This is a genomic window from Nocardioides sp. Soil805 (assembly GCF_001429625.1).
Taxonomy (GTDB): domain Bacteria; phylum Actinomycetota; class Actinomycetes; order Propionibacteriales; family Nocardioidaceae; genus Nocardioides.
The window spans coordinates 1,422,371-1,441,022 of sequence record NZ_LMSU01000001.1; the positions used below are offsets into that span (position 1 = coordinate 1,422,371).

17 protein-coding genes are annotated in these 18,652 nt (G+C 71.1%); 3 read left to right on the forward strand and 14 right to left on the reverse strand.

Features of this window, described 5'->3' with window-relative positions; all coding sequences use genetic code 11:
- Window positions 1–28: 28 nt before the first annotated feature.
- From nuoK to ASG94_RS07105, 12 genes are all read right to left on the reverse strand, one after another.
- A complete protein-coding gene (gene nuoK / locus ASG94_RS07050; protein WP_056925602.1) occupies window positions 29–325 on the reverse strand; it encodes an NADH-quinone oxidoreductase subunit NuoK in 297 nt (98 codons plus the stop codon).
- Window positions 322–1,227: an NADH-quinone oxidoreductase subunit J gene (locus ASG94_RS07055; RefSeq protein ID WP_082623981.1), complete on the reverse strand. Its 906-nt coding sequence runs from the start codon at window positions 1,225–1,227 to the stop codon at window positions 322–324. The genes nuoK and ASG94_RS07055 overlap by 4 nt, the downstream gene beginning before the upstream one ends.
- Complete coding sequence (gene nuoI / locus ASG94_RS07060; protein WP_056925603.1) at window positions 1,227–1,814, reverse strand: NADH-quinone oxidoreductase subunit NuoI; 588 nt, start codon at window positions 1,812–1,814, stop codon at window positions 1,227–1,229. Before nuoI ends, ASG94_RS07055 begins: the two co-directional genes overlap by 1 nt.
- The gene (gene nuoH, locus ASG94_RS07065; RefSeq protein WP_235537224.1) at window positions 1,811–3,160 is read right to left on the reverse strand and encodes an NADH-quinone oxidoreductase subunit NuoH; all 1,350 of its coding nucleotides are present in this window, start codon (window positions 3,158–3,160) and stop codon (window positions 1,811–1,813) included. The genes nuoI and nuoH overlap by 4 nt, the downstream gene beginning before the upstream one ends.
- Before the next feature lie 95 nt (window positions 3,161–3,255).
- Window positions 3,256–5,658, reverse strand: coding sequence for an NADH-quinone oxidoreductase subunit G (locus tag ASG94_RS07070; RefSeq protein WP_056925604.1), 2,403 nt, complete (start codon window positions 5,656–5,658; stop codon window positions 3,256–3,258).
- Entirely contained in the window at window positions 5,655–6,962 is a 1,308-nt protein-coding gene (gene nuoF, locus ASG94_RS07075; RefSeq protein WP_056926344.1) for an NADH-quinone oxidoreductase subunit NuoF, read from the reverse strand. Before nuoF ends, ASG94_RS07070 begins: the two co-directional genes overlap by 4 nt.
- 2 nt (window positions 6,963–6,964) lie before the next feature.
- Window positions 6,965–7,867 (reverse strand): NADH-quinone oxidoreductase subunit NuoE, encoded by a 903-nt coding sequence (nuoE, locus tag ASG94_RS07080; RefSeq protein WP_156411452.1) that lies wholly within the window; start codon window positions 7,865–7,867, stop codon window positions 6,965–6,967.
- Complete coding sequence (locus tag ASG94_RS07085; RefSeq protein WP_056925605.1) at window positions 7,864–9,228, reverse strand: NADH-quinone oxidoreductase subunit D; 1,365 nt, start codon at window positions 9,226–9,228, stop codon at window positions 7,864–7,866. Before ASG94_RS07085 ends, nuoE begins: the two co-directional genes overlap by 4 nt.
- On the reverse strand, window positions 9,228–9,995 hold the full coding sequence (locus ASG94_RS07090; protein ID WP_056925606.1) for an NADH-quinone oxidoreductase subunit C: 768 nt from the start codon (window positions 9,993–9,995) through the stop codon (window positions 9,228–9,230). Before ASG94_RS07090 ends, ASG94_RS07085 begins: the two co-directional genes overlap by 1 nt.
- Window positions 9,992–10,546 carry a NuoB/complex I 20 kDa subunit family protein gene (locus ASG94_RS07095; RefSeq protein ID WP_056925607.1) on the reverse strand — a complete coding sequence of 185 codons (555 nt, stop codon included), beginning with the start codon at window positions 10,544–10,546 and terminating at the stop codon, window positions 9,992–9,994. Before ASG94_RS07095 ends, ASG94_RS07090 begins: the two co-directional genes overlap by 4 nt.
- A gap of 183 nt (window positions 10,547–10,729) precedes the next feature.
- Entirely contained in the window at window positions 10,730–11,089 is a 360-nt protein-coding gene (locus ASG94_RS07100; protein ID WP_056925608.1) for an NADH-quinone oxidoreductase subunit A, read from the reverse strand.
- Between the two features lie 240 nt (window positions 11,090–11,329).
- Complete coding sequence (locus ASG94_RS07105) at window positions 11,330–12,019, reverse strand: demethylmenaquinone methyltransferase (RefSeq protein ID WP_056925609.1); 690 nt, start codon at window positions 12,017–12,019, stop codon at window positions 11,330–11,332.
- Window positions 12,020–12,101: 82 nt separating this feature from the next.
- On the opposite strand from ASG94_RS07105, the gene ASG94_RS07110 reads away from it, so the two are divergent.
- Together ASG94_RS07110 and ASG94_RS07115 are read left to right on the forward strand one after the other, a co-directional pair.
- Window positions 12,102–13,154, forward strand: coding sequence for a L,D-transpeptidase family protein (locus ASG94_RS07110; RefSeq protein ID WP_056925610.1), 1,053 nt, complete (start codon window positions 12,102–12,104; stop codon window positions 13,152–13,154).
- Window positions 13,155–13,246: 92 nt separating this feature from the next.
- Window positions 13,247–14,530: an isochorismate synthase gene (locus ASG94_RS07115; protein WP_056925611.1), complete on the forward strand. Its 1,284-nt coding sequence runs from the start codon at window positions 13,247–13,249 to the stop codon at window positions 14,528–14,530.
- A gap of 10 nt (window positions 14,531–14,540) precedes the next feature.
- On the opposite strand, the gene ASG94_RS07120 is transcribed toward ASG94_RS07115, so the two are convergent.
- Window positions 14,541–15,176: an MBL fold metallo-hydrolase gene (locus ASG94_RS07120; protein WP_056925612.1), complete on the reverse strand. Its 636-nt coding sequence runs from the start codon at window positions 15,174–15,176 to the stop codon at window positions 14,541–14,543.
- Window positions 15,177–15,327: 151 nt separating this feature from the next.
- Between ASG94_RS07120 and ASG94_RS07125 the strand changes: the two genes are divergently transcribed.
- Window positions 15,328–16,542, forward strand: coding sequence for a glycoside hydrolase family 16 protein (locus ASG94_RS07125; RefSeq protein WP_056925613.1), 1,215 nt, complete (start codon window positions 15,328–15,330; stop codon window positions 16,540–16,542).
- A 223-nt stretch (window positions 16,543–16,765) separates the two neighbouring features.
- Here the strand turns inward: ASG94_RS07125 and ASG94_RS07130 are convergent, their stop codons facing one another.
- A complete protein-coding gene (locus ASG94_RS07130; protein ID WP_056925614.1) occupies window positions 16,766–18,640 on the reverse strand; it encodes a Na+/H+ antiporter in 1,875 nt (624 codons plus the stop codon).
- Between the last annotated feature and the right edge of the window lie 12 nt (window positions 18,641–18,652).

Below are 18,652 nucleotides of genomic sequence, written 5' to 3' on the forward strand. Positions count from 1 at the left end.
GTTCACAGTCAGGTTCACAGTCAGGTCCTCAGTACTTCAGCAGGCTGGCGTCGTCGACGGAGGCCGAGCGTCGCGTGCGGAAGATGGTCATGATGATGGCCAGGCCGATGACGACCTCGGCAGCAGCGACCACCATCACGAAGAAGGCGGCGATCTGGCCGTCGAGGTTGCCGTGCTGCTTGGCGAAGGCCACCAGGGCGAGGTTGCAGGCGTTGAGCATCAGCTCGACGCACATGAAGACCACGATGGCGTTGCGTCGGGTCAGCACCCCCACGCAGCCGATGGTGAACAGGATCGCGGAGAGCACGACGTACTCGTTGGTCATGCGGGGTCCCCTGGGCGTTGTTCGTCGGAGGAGCGAAGCGGAGGAGCCGAAGAACGTCCTGGGGTGCCGGGCACGTCCTCCTCGGTGCTTGCCGGGGCGCCGGCCTTGCCGGACTGCTCGGGCATCCGGTCCGGGTCGGCGGCCGCGTCGCTGCGTCCGCCGCCGAGCTGGCGGCGTACCTCGTCGATGTCGTCGGCGAACGCCGGGGCCGAGCGGACGGTGCCGCGCGCGGCCAGCACGCGCGAGACGGACGCCTCCGAGGCGGTGCCGTCGGGCAGCAGCGCCGGGGTGTCCACCGCGTTGTGGCGGGCGTAGACGCCCGGCGAGGGCAGCGGCCCGAGGTGCTTGCCGGACTCGGCGTAGTCGCGCATCCGCTGCGCGGCCAGCGAGGCCTGCGTCGGCTTGGGCGTGAGGCGCTCGCGGTGGGCGAGCACCATGGCACCGATGGCCGCGGTGATCAGCAGTGCGCTGGTCGCCTCGAAGGCGAAGACGTAGCGGCTGAACAAGATGTTGGCGAGCTGCTGGATGTTGCCGCCGGCGTTGGCCTCGTCGAGGCCCACGGCGGACCCGAGCGCGACCTGGGAGAAGGCGGTGACGAGCACGAGGCCCAGCACCAGGCCCAGCACCGTGGCCATGGCGCGCTGGCCGCGGATCGTCTCGACCACCGAGTCGGAGGCGTCGACCCCGACCAGCATCAGCACGAAGAGGAACAGCATGAGGATGGCGCCGGTGTAGACGATGATCTGCACGGCGAACAGGAACGGCGCGTCCAGGACGGCGTAGAGCACCGCGAGGCTGATCATCACGACGGCGAGCAGCAGGGCTGCGTGCACCGCCTTGCGGACGAACAGGATGCCGAGCGCGGCCACCACCATGATCGGGGCGAGGATCCAGAAGGCCATCAGTGGCTCCCCTCCCCCGCGGGCGCGGTGCGGTCGGTGACCAGGTCAGTGGGAGCGCCGTACGTGCCGCGGTAGTAGTCGCCCTCGTCGTCGCCGAGGCGCATCGGGTGCGGCGGCTGCTCCATGCCGGGCAGCAGCGGGGCCAGCAGGTCGGACTTCTCGTAGATGAGGTCGGCCCGGTTGTTGTCGGCCAGCTCGTACTCGTTGGTCATCGTGAGAGCCCGCGTCGGGCAGGCCTCGATGCACAGCCCGCAGAGGATGCAGCGCAGGTAGTTGATCTGGTAGACGCGGCCGTAGCGCTCGCCGGGGCTGAACCGCTCGCCGTCGGGCCCGTCGGTGTTGGAGCCGCCCTCGACGTAGATCGCGTCGGCCGGGCACGCCCAGGCGCACAGCTCGCAGCCGATGCACTTCTCGAGGCCGTCGGGCCACCGGTTGAGCTGGTGGCGTCCGTGGAAGCGGGGCGCCGTCGGCATCTTCTCGAAGGGGTACTGCTCGGTGACGACCTTCTTGAACATGGTCCGGAACGTGACGCCGAAGCCGGCGACCGGGTCCCAGAACTGCTCCTTGAAGCCCTTGGGCTCACTCATGACTTCTCCTCCTGCGACACGGACCCGGGGGTGGCCGTGCCGTCGGCGACGGACGTGCTCGAGGTGCCCGGCACCGTCGTACGACGGTCGGCGAAGGTCAGCGGGGCGGCCGCACCGCGGACCGCGCCACCAGTGGGCATCGGGGGCACCGGGAAGCCTCCGGCGAAGGCGTCCACGGGCTCGCGGTCGACGGGGGCCTGCGCCTCCTCGTCCTCCGTGCCACGGCCGCCCACGAAGAACAGCACGAGGAACAGGACGAGCAGCACACCGGCGGCACCCATGAGGTAGTCGCGGTCGAGGCCGCCGTCGAGGGTCAGCACCCGGACGCTCGCCACGGCGATGATCCACAGCAGCGAGATCGGGATGAGCCGCTTCCAGCCGAACGCCATGAACTGGTCGTAGCGCAGCCGGGGCAGCGAGCCGCGCAGCCAGATGAACATGAAGATGAAGATCAGCATCTTGCCGAAGAACCACAGCAGCGGCCAGTAGCCGGAGTCGGCGCCCTCCCACAGCTGGATGATCGGCCAGGGAGCGTGCCAGCCGCCGAGGAACAGCGTGGTGGCGAGCGCGGAGACCGTCGCCATGTTGATGTACTCGGCGAGGAAGAACAGGGCGAACTTGAGGCTGGAGTACTCGGTGTGGAAGCCGCCGACCAGCTCGCCCTCGGCCTCGGGGAGGTCGAAGGGCGCCCGGTTGGTCTCGCCGACCATCGCGATCACGTAGATCACGAAGGACGGCAGCAGGATCAGGGCGTACCAGGTCGGGATCGGGATGACGCCGAGCCAGTACTGCGGGTCGGGGTTCTGCGCCGCGACGATTTCCGACGTGGACATCGAGCCGGCGTACAGGAAGACCGCGACGAGCGCGAGACCCATGGCGACCTCGTAGGAGATCATCTGCGCGCTGGAGCGCAGCCCGCCGAGGAGGGAGTACGTCGACCCGGAGGACCAGCCGCCGAGCACGATGCCGTAGATGCCGATCGAGGCGATGGCCATCACGAACAGCACGGCGACCGGCATGTCGGTCAGCTGGAGCGGCGTGGTGCGGTCGGTGAACGGCAGCCCGACCTCGGGGCCGAACGGGATCACCGCGAAGGTCACGAAGGCCGGGATGGTGGCCAGCACCGGCGCCAGCAGGAAGACCACCTTGTCGGCGGCCTTGGGGATGATGTCCTCCTTCAGCGCCAGCTTGACGCCGTCGGCCAGCGACTGGAGCAGGCCGAAGGGGCCGTTGACGTTGGGCCCGATGCGGTGCTGCATCCGGGCGACCACGCGGCGCTCGAACCAGATGTTGAACAGCGTGAGGAGCACCAGGACCACGAAGATCAGCAGCGCCTTGACCAGCACGAGCCACCACGGGTCCTGGCCGAACGCCTCGAGCCCGTCGCCCTGCGGCGCCTGGGCCGCGAGGGTGAGCGCCTGCGAGACGGGCTGGGAGATGATCACTGGCCGGCTCCCTTCAGGGTGACGGTGCTGCCGGGCGAGGCCAGCTCGACGAGGAGGCCCCGTCCGTGGCTGTGGGTCGGGAGCCAGACCACGCCGTCGACCATGTCCGGCACGACCTCGACGGGCAGGCGGACCTCGCCCCGGTCACCGGTCACGACCACGCCGCCGTCGCTGGCGCCCTTGACCGACGCCAGAGTTCCGGGGCTGACCCGGGCCACGGCCGGGCGGCGGGTGGCGGCCAGGTGCGGGTCGCCGTCCTGCATGGACCCGCCGTCGAGCAGCTGCTTCCAGGTCGAGAGCACGATCGCACCGGCACGGCTGCGCGGGGCGCGCGGGGGCTTGCCGAGGACCGGGGCGGGACGCTCGCCGTCCCACGGGCCCATGGCCTCCATCTCGGCGCGCACCTCGGGGACGGTGCGGAACCCGAGGGGGCTCCCCTGCCCGAGGGCGGCGAGCTCGTCGGAGATCCCGGCCAGCACCCGCAGGTCCGGCAGCGAGCCGGGGTTGGTGAAGACGGCCTCGAAGGGACGCGGACGGCCCTCCCAGGTGACGAACGTGCCGGCCTTGTCGGTGACCGGGGCGACCGGGAGCACGACGTCGGCGCGGCGGGTCACCTCGGTCTCACGCAGCTCGAGGCTGACCACGAAGGACGCGGCGTCGAGCGCGGCGAGGGTCGCGGCGGGGTCGGTCGTGTCGTCGGGGTCCACGCCGCCGACGACCACGGCGCCGAGGCTGCCGTCGGTGAGCGCGGCGACGATCGCGTCGGCGTCGCGGCCGGCGGCCTCGGGCAGGTGCGCGACACCCCAGGCGGTGGCGGCGTCGACACGGGCGGACGCGTCGCCGGCGGGGCGGCCACCGGGCAGCAGGGTCGGCAGGCAGCCGGCCTCGACCGCTCCGCGGTCCCCGGCCCGACGCGGCACCCAGGCCAGCCGGGCTCCGGTGGTGCGGGCCAGCTCGACGGCCGCGGTCAGGGCTCCGTGGTGCTGGGCCAGCCGCTCACCCACCAGGATGACGCCTCCGGAGTCGAGGGCTGTGACGCCGTCCTCGGCCAGGGCGCGCAGCGCCTCGACCTCCTGGCCGGGGGCGGTCGGGATGAGTCGCCCGCCCATCTTGCCCAGGCCCCGCGTGGCGTACGGCGCGATCGCGACGACCTTGGTCGTCCGCTTCGACGCCTTGCGCAGCCGCAGGAAGATCGTGGCCGCCTCGTCCTCGGGCTCCAGGCCGGCCAGCACGACGACCGAGGCGCGCTCGAGGTCGTCGTACGTGACGTCCATCGACAGCGCGACGTGGGCGGCCAGGAAGTCCGCCTCCTCGGCGGAGTGCGGGCGGGCGCGGAAGTCGACGTCGTTGGTGCCCAATGAGACGCGGGCGAACTTGGCGTAGGCGTAGGCGTCCTCGGCGCTCACCCGACCGCCGGTGAGGACGGCCGCGCTGCCGGCCGCGTGCAGGCCGCGGGCGGCGACGGCGAAGGCCTCGGGCCACGAGGCCGGGCGGAGCTCGCCGTCCTCGCGCACCATCGGGTAGGTGATGCGGTCGTCCTGCCGGGCGTAGTGGAAGGCGAAGCGGTCCTTGTCGCTGATCCACTCCTCGTTGACCTCGGGGTCGTTGCCGGCCAGCCGGCGCATCACCTTGCCGCGCCGGTGGTCGATGCGGATCGCCGCACCGCACGCGTCGTGCTCGGCCACGCCGGGCGTGGAGACGAGGTCGAAGGGGCGCGAGCGGAAGCGGTACTCCGCGCTGGTCAGTGCCCCGACCGGGCAGATCTGGATGGTGTTGCCGGAGAAGTACGACAGGAACGGCGCGTCGTCGGCGATGCCGATCTGCTGCTGCGCGCCCCGCTCGATCAGCGCGATGAACGGGTCGCCGGCGATCTCGTCGGAGAAGCGCGTGCAGCGCTGGCACACGATGCACCGCTCGCGGTCGAGGAGCACCTGGGCCGAGAGGTTGATCGGCTTGGGGAAGGTGCGCTTGACGCCCTCGAAGCGGGTCTCGCCCCGGCCGTTGGACATGGCCTGGTTCTGCAGGGGGCACTCGCCGCCCTTGTCGCAGACGGGGCAGTCCAGCGGGTGGTTGACGAGGAGGAACTCCATCACGCCCTGCTGGGCCTTGTCGGCCACCGGGCTCGTCGCCTGGGTGCTGACGACCATGCCCTCGGCGACGGTGAGCGTGCAGGAGGCCTGCGGCTTGGGGATCGGCCTGCCGTTGCCGGCGTCCGGGACGTCGACCAGGCACTGGCGGCACGCCCCGACGGGGGCGAGCAGCGGGTGGTCGCAGAAGCGCGGGATCTGTACGCCGACCTGCTCGGCGGCGCGGATGACCAGCGTGTCCTTGGGGACGCTGACCTCCACGCCGTCGATCGTCAGCGTCACCAGGTCGACCTTGGCCGGGGTGGTCGTCATGCAGTGGCTCCGGTGTGGGCGAACGCCGTCGAGGCGTTCGGGTCGAAGGGGCACCCGCCATGGGCGAGGTGCGCGAGGTACTCGTCGCGGAAGTACTTGATCGAGCTCGAGATCGGGCTGGTCGCACCGTCACCCAGGGCGCAGAACGAACGGCCCAGGATGTTCTCGCACTGGTCGAGCAGCAGGTCGAGGTCGGACTCGGCCCCCTCGCCCTTCTCGAGCCGGGCCAGGGTCTGCACCAACCACCACGTGCCCTCGCGGCAGGGCGTGCACTTGCCGCACGACTCGTGCTTGTAGAACTCGGTCCAGCGCAGCACGGCGCGCACGACGCACGTCGTCTCGTCGAAGAGCTGCAGCGCGCGCGTGCCGAGCATCGAGCCGGCCGCGCCGACGCCCTCGAAGTCGAGGGGCACGTCGAGGTGCTCGGTGGTGAGCAGCGGCGTGCTGGACCCGCCGGGGGTCCAGAACTTGAGCTCGTGGCCCTCGCGGATGCCGCCGGCGAGGTCGATCAGCTCGCGCAGCGTGATGCCCAGCGGGGCCTCGTACTGCCCGGGACGGGTGACGTGGCCCGAGAGGCTGAAGATGCCGAAGCCCTTGGACTTCTCGGTGCCCATCGAGGCGAACCACTCGGCGCCGCGCCCGATGATGCTCGGCACGGACGCGATCGACTCGACGTTGTTGATGACCGTCGGGCTGGCGTAGAGGCCGGCGACGGCGGGGAACGGAGGACGCAGGCGCGGCTGGCCGCGGCGGCCCTCGAGGCCCTCGAGCAGGGCGGTCTCCTCGCCGCAGATGTAGGCGCCGGCGCCGGTGTGGACGACCACGTCGAGGTCGTAGCCCGAGCCGTGGATGTCCTTGCCGAGGTGACCGGCGAGGTAGGCCTCCTGCACGGCGCGCTGCAGGCGGCGTACGACGTGCAGCACCTCGCCGCGGACGTAGATGAAGGCGTGGTTGGCGCGGATCGCGAACGAGCTGATGATGACGCCCTCGACCAGGGTGTGCGGGCTGGCCATCATGAGGGGGATGTCCTTGCAGGTGCCCGGCTCGGACTCGTCGGCGTTGACCACGAGGTACTTGGGCTTGGGGTTGTCCTGCGGGATGAAGCCCCACTTCATGCCGGTGGGGAAGCCCGCGCCGCCGCGCCCGCGCAGGCCGGAGTCCTTGACGGCGGCGATGATGGCGTCGGGGTCCATCCCGAGCGCCGTGCGCATCGCCTCGTAGCCGCCGTGCTGCTCGTACGACGCCAGCGTCCAGGAGCGCTCCGCGTCCCAGTTGTCCGTGAGGACCGGGGTCAGGGTGTCGATGCTCACTGTGCCTCCTCGGTTCCCCGGGCGTCGTCCTCGTGCTTGAGCTCGGCGCCGGAGCGCTCGACCTCGCCCTCGGAGTCGGCCCGGTCGGCCTCGTGGGAGCCCTCGGTCCCGGTCGCGGCCTCGGCCGGCTCGTCGGAAGTGCGACCGGAGGCCTCCCCGCCCGGGGCGGTCCAGCCGTTGGCGCGGGCGATGCCCAGGCCCACCAGCGACGCGGGGCCGGCGGAGGGTCCCTCGTCGGCGAGGTCGTCGGGGAAGCCGGCGAGCACCCGCTCGGCCTGCTTCCACGTGCACAGGGCGGGCCCGCGGGTGGAGCGGACCTCGGCGCCGGAGCGCAGGTCGTCGACGACCCGGACCGCCGAGTCCGGCGTCTGGTTGTCCATGAACTCCCAGTTGACCATCATCACCGGCGCGTAGTCGCAGGCCGCGTTGCACTCGATGTGCTCGAGGGTGATGGAGCCGTCCGCGCTGGTCTCGTCGTTGCCGACGTCGAGGTGCTCCTTGAGCCGCTCGAAGATCAGGTCGCCGCCCATGACCGCGCACAGGGTGTTGGTGCAGACGCCGACGAGGTAGTCGCCGACCGGCTTGCGCTTGTACATCGTGTAGAAGGTCGCGACCCCGCTCACCTCGGCGGCGGAGATGCCGAGGATCTCGGCGCACGCCTCGATGCCCTCCGGCGTCACCCGGCCCTCCACCGACTGCACCAGGTGCAGCATCGGGAGCAGGCCCGAACGGGCCTCGGGGTAGCGGGCCGCGATCTGGCGCAGCTCGCTCCACGTCTGGGGCGTCAGCGCCGCGTCGTTCTCGGAGAACCGGTCGGGACTGGGCGCGGCGTACGGCGCGGTGCTGACGGCCATGCCGGGGTCGACGGCGGGTGCGGTCGTGGGGTCGATCGAGCTCATCTGTCGACGCCTCCCATCACGGGGTCGATGGAGGCGATGGCCACGATGACGTCGGCGACCATGCCGCCCTCGCTCATCACGCTCGTCGCCTGGAGGTTGGTGAAGGACGGGTCGCGGAAGTGGGCCCGGAACGGACGGGTACCGCCGTCGGAGACCACGTGGGCACCGAGCTCGCCGCGGGGCGACTCGATCGGGACGTAGGCCTGGCCGGCCGGCACCCGGAACCCCTCGGTCACCAGCTTGAAGTGGTGGATCAGTGCCTCCATCGACTCGCCCATGATGTGGCGGATGTGGTCGAGGGAGTTGCCCATGCCGTCGGAGCCGATGGCGAGCTGGCTGGGCCAGGCGATCTTCTTGTCACCGACCATCACCGGGGCGCCCTCGAGGTCGGCGAGACGTGTGGCCGCCTGCGCCACGATCCGCAGCGACTCGTGCATCTCCGCGAGGCGCACCCGGAACCGGCCGTAGGCGTCGGCGGTGTCCCACGTCTGGACGTCGAAGTCGTAGTCCTCGTAGCCGGCGTAGGGCTGCGTCTTGCGCAGGTCCCAGGCGTAGCCGGTGGAGCGCAGCGGCGGACCGGAGAGGCCCAGCGCCAGGCAGCCGGCCAGGTCGAGGTGGCCGACACCCTCGAGGCGCGCCTTGAAGATCGGGTTGGCGTTGCAGAGCGCGGCGTACTCGGTGAGGCGCTTCTCCATCAGGGAGATGAAGTCGCGGATCTCGTCGAGCGCACCGGGCGGGAGGTCCTGGGCGACGCCGCCGGGGCGGATGAACGCGTGGTTCATCCGCAGGCCGGTGATGAGCTCGAAGAGGTCGAGGACCAGCTCGCGCTCGCGGAAGCCGATCGTCATCACGGTCAGCGCCCCGATCTCCATCCCGCCGGTCGCGATGCAGACCAGGTGGGAGGAGATGCGGTTGAGCTCCATGAGGAGGACCCGCATGACCTGGGCCTTCTCGGGGATGTCGTCCTCGATGTCGAGCAGGCGCTCCACGCCCATGGCGTACGTCGCCTCGTTGAAGAACGGGGAGAGGTAGTCCATCCGCGTGCAGAACGTCGTGCCCTGCACCCAGGAGCGGTACTCCATGTTCTTCTCGATGCCGGTGTGGAGGTAGCCGATGCCGCAGCGGGCCTCGGTGACCGTCTCGCCCTCGAGCTCGAGGATCAGGCGCAGCACGCCGTGCGTCGACGGGTGCTGGGGACCCATGTTGACGACGACCCGCTCGTCGGCGGAGTCGCCGAGCCCCTGGGTGATGGAGTCCCAGTCCTGCCCGGTGACCGTGAAGACCTTGCCCTGCGTGGTGTCGCTGGGGTCGGCGTACAGGTCCTGCTGGTTCGCTGTCGAGTCGTTCTGTGTCGTGGCCATCAGTTGTACGACCTCCGCTGGTCCGGCGGCGGGATCGAGCCGCCCTTGTACTCCACAGGGATGCCGCCCAAGGGGTAGTCCTTGCGCTGCGGGTGGCCCGGCCAGTCGTCGGGCATCAGGATCCGGGTCATGGCGGGGTGACCGTCGAAGACGATCCCGAACATGTCCCAGGTCTCGCGCTCGTGCCAGTCGTTAGTGGGGTAGATGCTCACCAGGCTGGGCACGTGGGGGTCCGAGTCGGGGCAGGACACCTCGAGGCGGATGCGACGGTTGTGGGTCATCGAGAGCAGGTGGTAGACGGCGTGCAGCTCGCGTCCCGCGTCGTCGGGGTAGTGCACGCCGCTCACGCCCGAGCAGAACTCGAAGCGCAGCGCCTCGTCGTCACGCAGCATCTGCGCCACGAAGGGCAGGTCCTGCCGGCGGACGTGGAAGGTGATCTCGCCCCGGTGGACGACCACGGACTCGACGGCGGCGGTGAGGTCGGTCTGGCCGAGCCGTGCCTCGAGCGCGTCGGCGACCTCGTCGAACCACCCGCCGTACGGGCGCTGGGAGGCACCCGGGAACACGATGGGGGCGACCATGCCGCCGTACCCGGAGGTGTCACCGGTGCCGGAGACGCCGAACATGCCGCGGCGCTGGCCGGCCGAGCGCACCTCGGTGCCCTCGCCGCGGGGGGCGGGGAGGTTCTCCGGGGACTGCTCGACGGCCGGCTGGTCGACGTGCGCGGTCTCCGGCTTGTCGGAGGGGTTGTCGGACGGGTTGCTCATCGGAGCAGGCCTCGCATCTGGCTCGTCGGCAGGGCCTGGAGCGCGTGCGTCTCGCGCTCCTCGATCTCGGCGAGCCGGTTGGCTCCGAGCTTGGTGGCCTGGACCTGGTCGTGGAGCTTGAGGATCGCGTCGATGAGCATCTCGGGACGCGGCGGGCAGCCGGGGAGGTACATGTCGACGGGGACCACGTGGTCGACGCCCTGCACGATCGCGTAGTTGTTGAACATGCCGCCGGAGCTGGCGCAGACGCCCATGGCGAGGACGTACTTGGGCTCGGCCATCTGGTCGTAGATCTGGCGCAGGACCGGGGCCATCTTCTGGCTGACCCGCCCGGCCACGATCATCAGGTCGGCCTGGCGCGGGCTGGCGCGGAAGACCTCCATGCCGAAGCGCGCGAGGTCGTACTTGGGACCGCCGGACGTCATCATCTCGATGGCGCAGCAGGCCAGTCCGAAGGTCGCCGGCCAGAAGGACGCCTTGCGCATGTAGCCGGCGACGCCCTCCACCGTGGTGAGCAGGACGCCGCTCGGCAGCTTCTCTTCGAGTCCCATGGATTCAGACCTCTCTCTGAGGGTCGCGAGGCGCGTGCCATGCCAAGGCGGAGGAGGGAAGGCGACCTTCAGCGGAGCGCAGCGGAGCGGTCGTCGACCACCGGGGTCCCTGCGGAAAGGCAAGCGGAGCGCGTTTCCGTGGGGTGGTCGGACAACGAAGGCAGGGTGCGTGCATCGCGGGCCTCAGTCCCAATCCAGTCCGCCGCGACGCCACACGTAGGCGTAGGCGACGAAGACAGTGGCGATGAAGACGACCATCTCGATGAGCCCGAAGACCTTCATGGCGTCGAAGTGCACGGCCCACGGGTAGAGGAAGATGATCTCGATGTCGAAGACGATGAACAGCATCGCGGTGATGTAGTACTTCACCGGGAACCGACCGCCGCCGACCGGCTGCGGGGTGGGCTCGATGCCGCACTCGTAGGAGTCGAGCTTGGCGCGGTTGTAGCGCTTGGGCCCGACGAAGGCGCTCATCACGACCGAGCCGACCGCGAAGGCCGCGGCGATCGCCGCGAGCACGAGCACCGGCGTGTAGAGCTCCATGGAGCCGTCCCCTCCTCGTCCCTGTGCAGCGGAATCGGCCACGTGAGCAGCCACCGCGACCCGGGGTCGCATGTGACTTTGTGAACTACTTCACTAGTGGCGCAGCCCACAGTGTAGGACGCGGTGTGCGCCGCGTCACGCAGGGGGGTGGCACCCCGGAACGGCCGCTCACCTGCGGATTTACCGCACGCGAGGCTTGGCTAAATGGCGGGCCGGGGCGGCGTCGGCGGACGCGGGACGTCAGGCTGTCGCGCGGTGCAGGGCGACGATGCCGCCCGACAGGTTGCGCCACTGCGGGGACTGCCACCCGGCGGCGGCGATCATCGCGGCGAGGCCCTGCTGGTCGGGCCAGGCGCGGATCGACTCCGCGAGGTAGACGTAGGCGTCCGGGGAGGAGGAGACCGCACGCGAGATCGCCGGCAGCGCCTTCATCAGGTACTCCATGTAGACGGTGCGGAACGGCCGGAAGGTCGGGCTGCTGAACTCGCACACGACGAGGCGCCCGCCGGGGCGGGTGACCCGGCGCATCTCCCGCAGCCCGGCCTCCGGGTCGACGATGTTGCGCAGTCCGAAGGAGATCGTGACCGCGTCGAAGGTGTCGTCCGCGAACGGCAGACGGGTGCCGTCGCCCGCGGTGAAGGGCAGGTGCGGACGCGCCCGCTTGCCCACCCGGAGCATGCCGAGGGAGAAGTCGCACGGGACGACGTGCGCGCCCGCGTCCGCGAAGGGCTGGCTGGAGGTGCCGGTGCCGGCCGCGAGGTCGAGCACGCGGTCGCCGTACGACGGGCCGACCGCGGCGATGACCTCGCGCCGCCAACGTCGGTCCTGGCCCAGCGAGAGCACGTCGTTGGTCACGTCGTAGCGCTTCGCGACCGCGTCGAACATGTGTCGGACGTCGGTCGGCTGCTTGTCGAGCTCTGCACGGGCCACGCCGCGAGCGTAGTGCGGACGCAACCGCAGGGCGTCGGTGGGCGTCTCTACGATGACGACACCTGCCTACCTCGGAGATCCCATGCCTTTCGCCCGGCCTTTCACCCGGCCTTCCGCCCGGACGACCCTCGCCACTGCCACCCGCCTCCTGCTGGCGATCGTCCTGACGCTCGGCCTCGCCGGCCTCGGCACGACCTCCCTCGGCGCGCCCGCCGGCGCCGCCGACGGTGTCGGCCCGGCCGCCCGGGCGGCCTTCACGCCGCTGCGCTTCGGTGACACGGGCTGGCGGGTGCGCGAGCTGCAGAGCCGGCTCCACCAGCTCGGCCTGCACTCCGAGGTCGTCACCAGCCGCTTCGACGCCCAGACCCGCGACGGCGTGCGCACCTTCCAGGCCCGTCGGCACCGCGAGACGACCGGACGGGTCGACGCCCGCACCTGGACCCGGCTCGTGGCGGTCACCACCGACCCGACGCGGGAGGCGCTGCACAACATCTACACGCCCGGTCCCGCCCTGCTCGCGGCCGGCGACCAGGGACTGGCCGTGCGCCGCCTCCAGGCGCGACTCGCGCAGCTGCGGTGGTGGACCGGTGAGGTGACCGGCGTCTACGACGCACGCACCACCACGGCCGTGCGGGGCTTCCAGGAGAAGCGTCGGATCCCGGTGACCGGCGAGGTCGACCGGCGCACCCTCGACCGGCTGGCCGCGATGACCCGCCAGCCCACCAAGGCCGAGCTCTTCAACATCGAGCCGCAGGGGCCGACCCTGGACCCGCGCTGCATGACCGGGCGGGCCATGTGCGTCGACAAGACGTCACGCTCGCTGCGCTGGGTGGTCGACGGAGTGGTCAAGACCCGCTTCGACGTGCGCTTCGGCTCCGACGAGCTGCCGACGCGGGAGGGCGCGTTCTCGGTGTTCCGCAAGAGCCGCGACCACGTGTCGAGCCTCTACGACACCTCGATGCCCTTCGCCATGTTCTTCTCCGGCGGGCAGGCGGTGCACTACTCCCCCGACTTCGCCGCCACCGGCTACAACGGCGCCTCCCACGGGTGCGTCAACGTGCGCGACTACGACGGGGTCCGCTGGCTCTTCGACCAGGTGCGCCTCGGTGACAAGGTGATCGTCTACCGCTCCTGAGCGGCTCGGGGGCGTGATCCCCGCCACGACCCCGTCTGCCGGGGCTGCTCCGGGCTCGGGACGACGAGGTGTCTCCGCGTAGGCTCCGGGGCGTGACGAGTGCGGCGACCACCCCCGTGGCGACGGCGTCCGGGCCCCTCGTGGTGCGGACGACCGCGGTGGACCTCGGGGATCCGGGCTCGACCCGCCTCCTCGACCTGCTGCCGGCCGACGCGCCGGTCAGCTGGCTGCGCAACGGCGAGGGACTCGTCGGCTGGGGCGTGGCCGCGCAGGTGCGCACCAGCGGCACGGCGCGCTTCCGCGACGCCGACAAGTGGTGGGCCGAGACGACCGCCCGGGCCGAGGTCACCGACGAGGTCGTCGAGCCCGGCACCGGCCTGGTCGCCTTCGGCTCGTTCGGCTTCGCCGACGACCCCGGCGACTCGGTGCTGGTCGTGCCCTGCGTCGTGCTCGGTCGTCGCGGCGACCGCGCGTGGGTGACCACCGTCGGGGAGTCCGCGCTCCACGAGGCACCGGGGCTGGAGCACACCGACGTCCCCCGCGCGCCCGTGGGCCTGAGCTTCGGCGACGGCGCGCTCAACGGCGAGGCCTGGATGTCGGTCGTCGCCGACGCCGTGGCCCGGATCAACGCCGGCGACCTGGAGAAGGTCGTCCTCGCCCGCGACCTGGTCGCCACCTGCGACGAGCCGGTCGACGTGCGGTGGCCGCTGCACCGCCTGGCCACCGACTACGCCATGTGCTGGACCTTCCACGTCGACGGGCTCTTCGGCGCCACGCCGGAGATGCTGGTGCGCCGCGAGCGCGGACTCGTCACGTCCCGGGTGCTCGCCGGGACCATCCGGCGTACCGGCGACGACGAGCGCGACCTGGCCCTCGCCGCCACGCTGGCGCGCTCCTCCAAGGACCTCGAGGAGCACGAGTACGCCGTCCGCTCGGTCGCCGACGCCCTGGAGCCGCACTGCTCCTCGATGAACGTCCCCGAGGCCCCGTTCGTCCTGCACCTGCCCAACGTGATGCACCTGGCCACCGACGTGGCCGGCGTCGTGCACGACGCGGCCACCGTCTCCTCCCTCCAGCTCGCCGAGTCGCTGCACCCCTCGGCCGCCGTCGGTGGCACGCCGACGCCGGAGGCGGTCGCCCTCATCGGCGAGGTCGAGGGCATGGACCGCGACCGCTACGCCGGCCCCGTGGGCTGGATCGACGCCGCCGGGGACGGCGAGTGGGGCATCGCCCTGCGCTCGGCGCTCGTCCGGGACTCGACGGTGCGGCTCTTCGCCGGCTGCGGCGTGGTCGGCAGCTCGGACCCCGAGGCGGAGCTGGCCGAGTCCCAGGCCAAGTTCGTCCCGGTCCGCGACGCGCTCTCCGGCGAGATCTGACGGAGCGGACCTAGAGGTCCTCGCCGGCCCGGCGGCGTACGTACTCCTGCCCCTCGGGGAGCAGGTTGGCCATGTGCGAGGCGACCATGTCGAGGCCGATGTCGCTGTAGACCCGGTCGTGGATGCCCAGCGACCGCGGCGCCCCGACCTCGCGGACGAAGTCGATGGCCTCGGCGACCTTGAGCCACGGTGCGCTCACCGGTGCGAGGAGCAGGTCGACCGGGCGCCCGGGCGCGGTCAGCGCGTCACCGGGGTGGTAGATCGCCTGCCCGTCCACCGTCAGGAGGTAGCCGGAGTTGTCGAAGCGGTCGTAGTCCGGGTGGATCACCGCGTGCTTCTCCCCGACCACCTCGACGGCGATCCCGGACACCTCGAGATGCTCCCCGGGGCGTACGACGCGCACCCGCTCGGCCACGTCGGGCGCCTGCTCCCGCAGCAGCCTCGCGACCGCCTCGATCGTCCAGATCGGGGCGTCGGAGGCGCGCAGCAGGTCGGGGTGGACGTGGTCGGCATGCTCGTGGGTGATCAGCACCGCGGTGGCGCCGTCGAGGGCCTCGGGCTCGCTGAAGACGCCCGGATCGAGGACCACGACGGCCTCCTCGTGCTCGATGCGGACGCAGGCGTGACCGAACTTCGTGAGGCGCATCCCCCCACAGTAGGCAGGATCCGCACATTTCGGACGCCTCCGTCCGGACACGGTGTTCGATGCCGGAGTTCAGGCGATGGAAGTTAAGGTGTGGTCGCCCTCGAGTGCAGTGGGGGAATGACAACCGCACCCGACCCGATTGAGAGAACCCATGTCTGGACGCCGCGCCCTGGCAGGATCCCTGCTCGCGCTGCTGATGCCCGCGTCGATGATCCTGGTCACGCAGACCAGCTCGTCGAGCGCTGACAGCAACGACTCCATCTCGACCTCCGTCAGCGAGCGTCGGGCCAAGACCCGCGTGAAGCTGCAGGCCATGCCGCAGATCGTCGGCCAGGGCAAGCGCCCCACGTCGGCCAACTCGGCCAAGGCCGGCTTCACCGCCACCGTGAAGCCGGGCAAGGCCGGACGCCCCGTCGCCCTGCAGGTGCAGAAGGGCAGCAAGTGGAAGACGGTCAAGAAGGCCAAGCTGGACAAGAAGGGTCGTGCCGTCTTCGGTGCCCCGATCTCCAAGGGCGGCGCCGCGCTGACCTACCGCGCCACCACCACCGCGTTCAAGGGCTCCAAGGCCGGCACGAGCAAGTCCGTCAGCACCGCTCGCTGGCTGACCGCGACCTGGACCGACGAGTTCTCCGGCAGCACGCTGAACCCCGCCTGGAACACCCGCGGTGACACCTACGAGGCCGAGAGCCTCCGCGCCTGCTCCAAGGGCGACCCGCGCGCCGTCTCCGTCGGCGGCGGCACCGCTCGCCTCAGCGTGATCAAGGACCCCAGCCGGTCCGACAAGTGCGTGGCCAAGAAGGACGGCAAGTCCACCGGCAAGTTCGCCTACCGCCTCAACGGCCACATCGGCACCCAGGGCGCGTTCTCGTTCAAGTACGGCTTCGCCGCCGCTCGCATCAAGTTCCAGAAGAGCCGCGGCCAGCACGGCGCGTTCTGGATGCAGCCCGCCTCCAGCGTCGAGGGTGCCACCGACCCGCGCCTGACCGGTGCCGAGATCGACGTCATCGAGTACTTCGGCGACAAGCACCCCGAGGGCGGCCTGACCTCGTTCGTCTACTCGAAGAACAAGAAGGGCCAGGGCGTCAAGACCGGCTCGTGGATCAAGGACTCCAAGTCCTTCCTGGCCAACAAGCGTGACGGCTGGTCCAAGAGCTACCACGTGTTCTCGGTCGAGTGGACTCCCAAGGTCTACATCTTCCGCATCGACGGCAAGGAGTCCTACCGCACCAAGGTGGGCGTCTCCGGTCAGCCGCAGTACCCGATCCTGAGCATGCTCGCCTCGGACTACGAGATCTCGAAGATCGGCAAGGACAGCAAGCTCCCCCAGACGATGAACGTCGACTGGATCCGGGTCTGGCAGGCCTGAGCCACCGGCCCCCGGGCCAGCACCACCGACGACGCGTCGTCCCGCTCCGGCGGGACGGCGCGTCGCTGCGTTGCGGGGTGGTCCGAGCCCCCCTGGCGGAGTCCCCGCTCAGCCGGGGAGTCCGTCACCGTGTGACGGTTGCAACGGTCACACGGTGGCGGAGTCCCCGCTCGAGCGGGGACTTCACCGCGGCTGCAGCGCCGGACGGCGTACGCCGCGTGGCTCAGCCGGTGAGGTGGTGCACGTAGCACCAGCGCCAGTCCTCGCCGGGCTGGGCCGACTGCATGACCGGGTGCGTGGTCTCGTGGAAGTGCTCGGTGGCGTGGCGGAAGGGTGAGGAGTCGCAGCAGGCGATGTCCCCGCAGGTCAGGCAGCGACGCAGCGAGACCCAGTGCACCCCGGCCTCGACGCACTTCGCGCAGACCAGGTCGGCCCCGACCTCGGTCGGGGGCTGTGCGGGGGACTCGTCGAGGTGCGCGCAGGTGTCACCCCGCACGAGCCGGGCGTTGCGCCCCTCCTCGAGCTCCTCGGCGTCCCCGACCGCGGCGTCGAGCATCGACTCCTCGACGTCCAGCACCACCAGCACGTCGCGGATGACGTCGCTGGCCACGGTGCCGGTGCTGCGGATCTCGAGCACCCGCTCGCGCTCGGCGTTGATCATGGCCAGCCGGACCCGGGCGTAGAGGTCGCTGGGCGACTCCTGCCCGGCCGTGGTGGACAGACGCTCCCAAGCGGCGAAGTTGCGCTGCTCGACCCGCTGGCGGATCTGGTCCAGGACACCGTGCGGGTCCTCGGTCTCCATGTGCTCGAGCTCCTTGAAGCCGGCCTTGGAGGCCTGCTGGAGCACCGAGGCACGGGCCAGCGCGTCGTCGAGCGGGTCGGGCGAGGGCACGCGCAGCGTGCGGGCCACCCACGGCAGCGAGAGCCCCTGGATGAACAGGGTGCCGGCGACCACGGTGAAGGCGATGAGCAGCAGCACCTCGCGCTGGGGCGTGTCCTCCGGGATCACGAACGCCGCCGCCAGGGTGACGACGCCGCGCATCCCCGCCCAGCCGAGGACGAAGGTGTACTGCCACGGCGGCTTCTGGCCGCTGTCGGGGTCCGGGCCGGGGCGGACCAGCGCGTAGCGGGTGGCGAAGACCCAGACCATCCGGAGCACGACGGTGGTGAGCAGCGCCGCCCCGCACACGAGGGCGATGCGGCCCGGTGACAGCTCGCTGTCGGCGACCCCCTCGAGGATCCAGCGGGCCTGGAGGCCGATGAGCAGGAAGACGGTGTTCTCCAGCAGGAAGGCGATGGTGCGCCAGTTGATGCGCTCGGCGATCCGGGACTGGGCCGTCTGGATGACCGGCGCCTTGTGCCCGAGCAGCAGGCCCGTCACCACGACCGAGATGACGCCCGAGGAGTGCAGCTCCTCGGCGAGGAGGTAGGCCGCGAACGGGGTCACCAGCGAGATCGCGGTGTCCATCAGCGGGTCGGTGACCAGCTTGCGCACCTTGGCGACCACGACGAACACCGCGAAGCCGAGCAGCGCGCCTCCCACCGAGGCCCACAGGAAGTCCCGGCCGACGTCGACGAACTCCACGCCCACCAAGGTGGCGGCCAGCGCGGTGCGCAGCGAGACCAGTGCGGTCGCGTCGTTGAGCAGCGACTCGCCCTCGAGGATGGTCACGATCCGCCGGGGCAGCCCGATCCGCCGCCCGATGGCGGTGGCCGCGACGGCGTCCGGTGGCGCGACGACCGCGCCGATCGCGAAGGACAGCGGCCACGAGATGACCGGCACCAGCCAGTGCACCACGGCGCCGACGCCGAGGGCCGTGAAGAGCACCAGCCCGACCGAGAGCAGCAGGATCGAGCGCCGGTTGGCGTTGAAGTCGACGAGCGAGGTCTGCAGCGCGGCGGCGTACAGCAGGGGTGGCAGGAAGCCGAGGAGCACCACCTCGGCCTCGAGGCGCACCTCGGGCACGAACGGCAGGAAGGTCCCGACGACACCGACGAGGATCAGCAGGAGGGGCGCGGGCACGTCGAAGCGCTCGGCCAGGGCGGTGCCGGCGAGGACGACGACCACGAGGGCCACGAGGAAGAGGGCGATCTCCACCCGCAGAGTCTG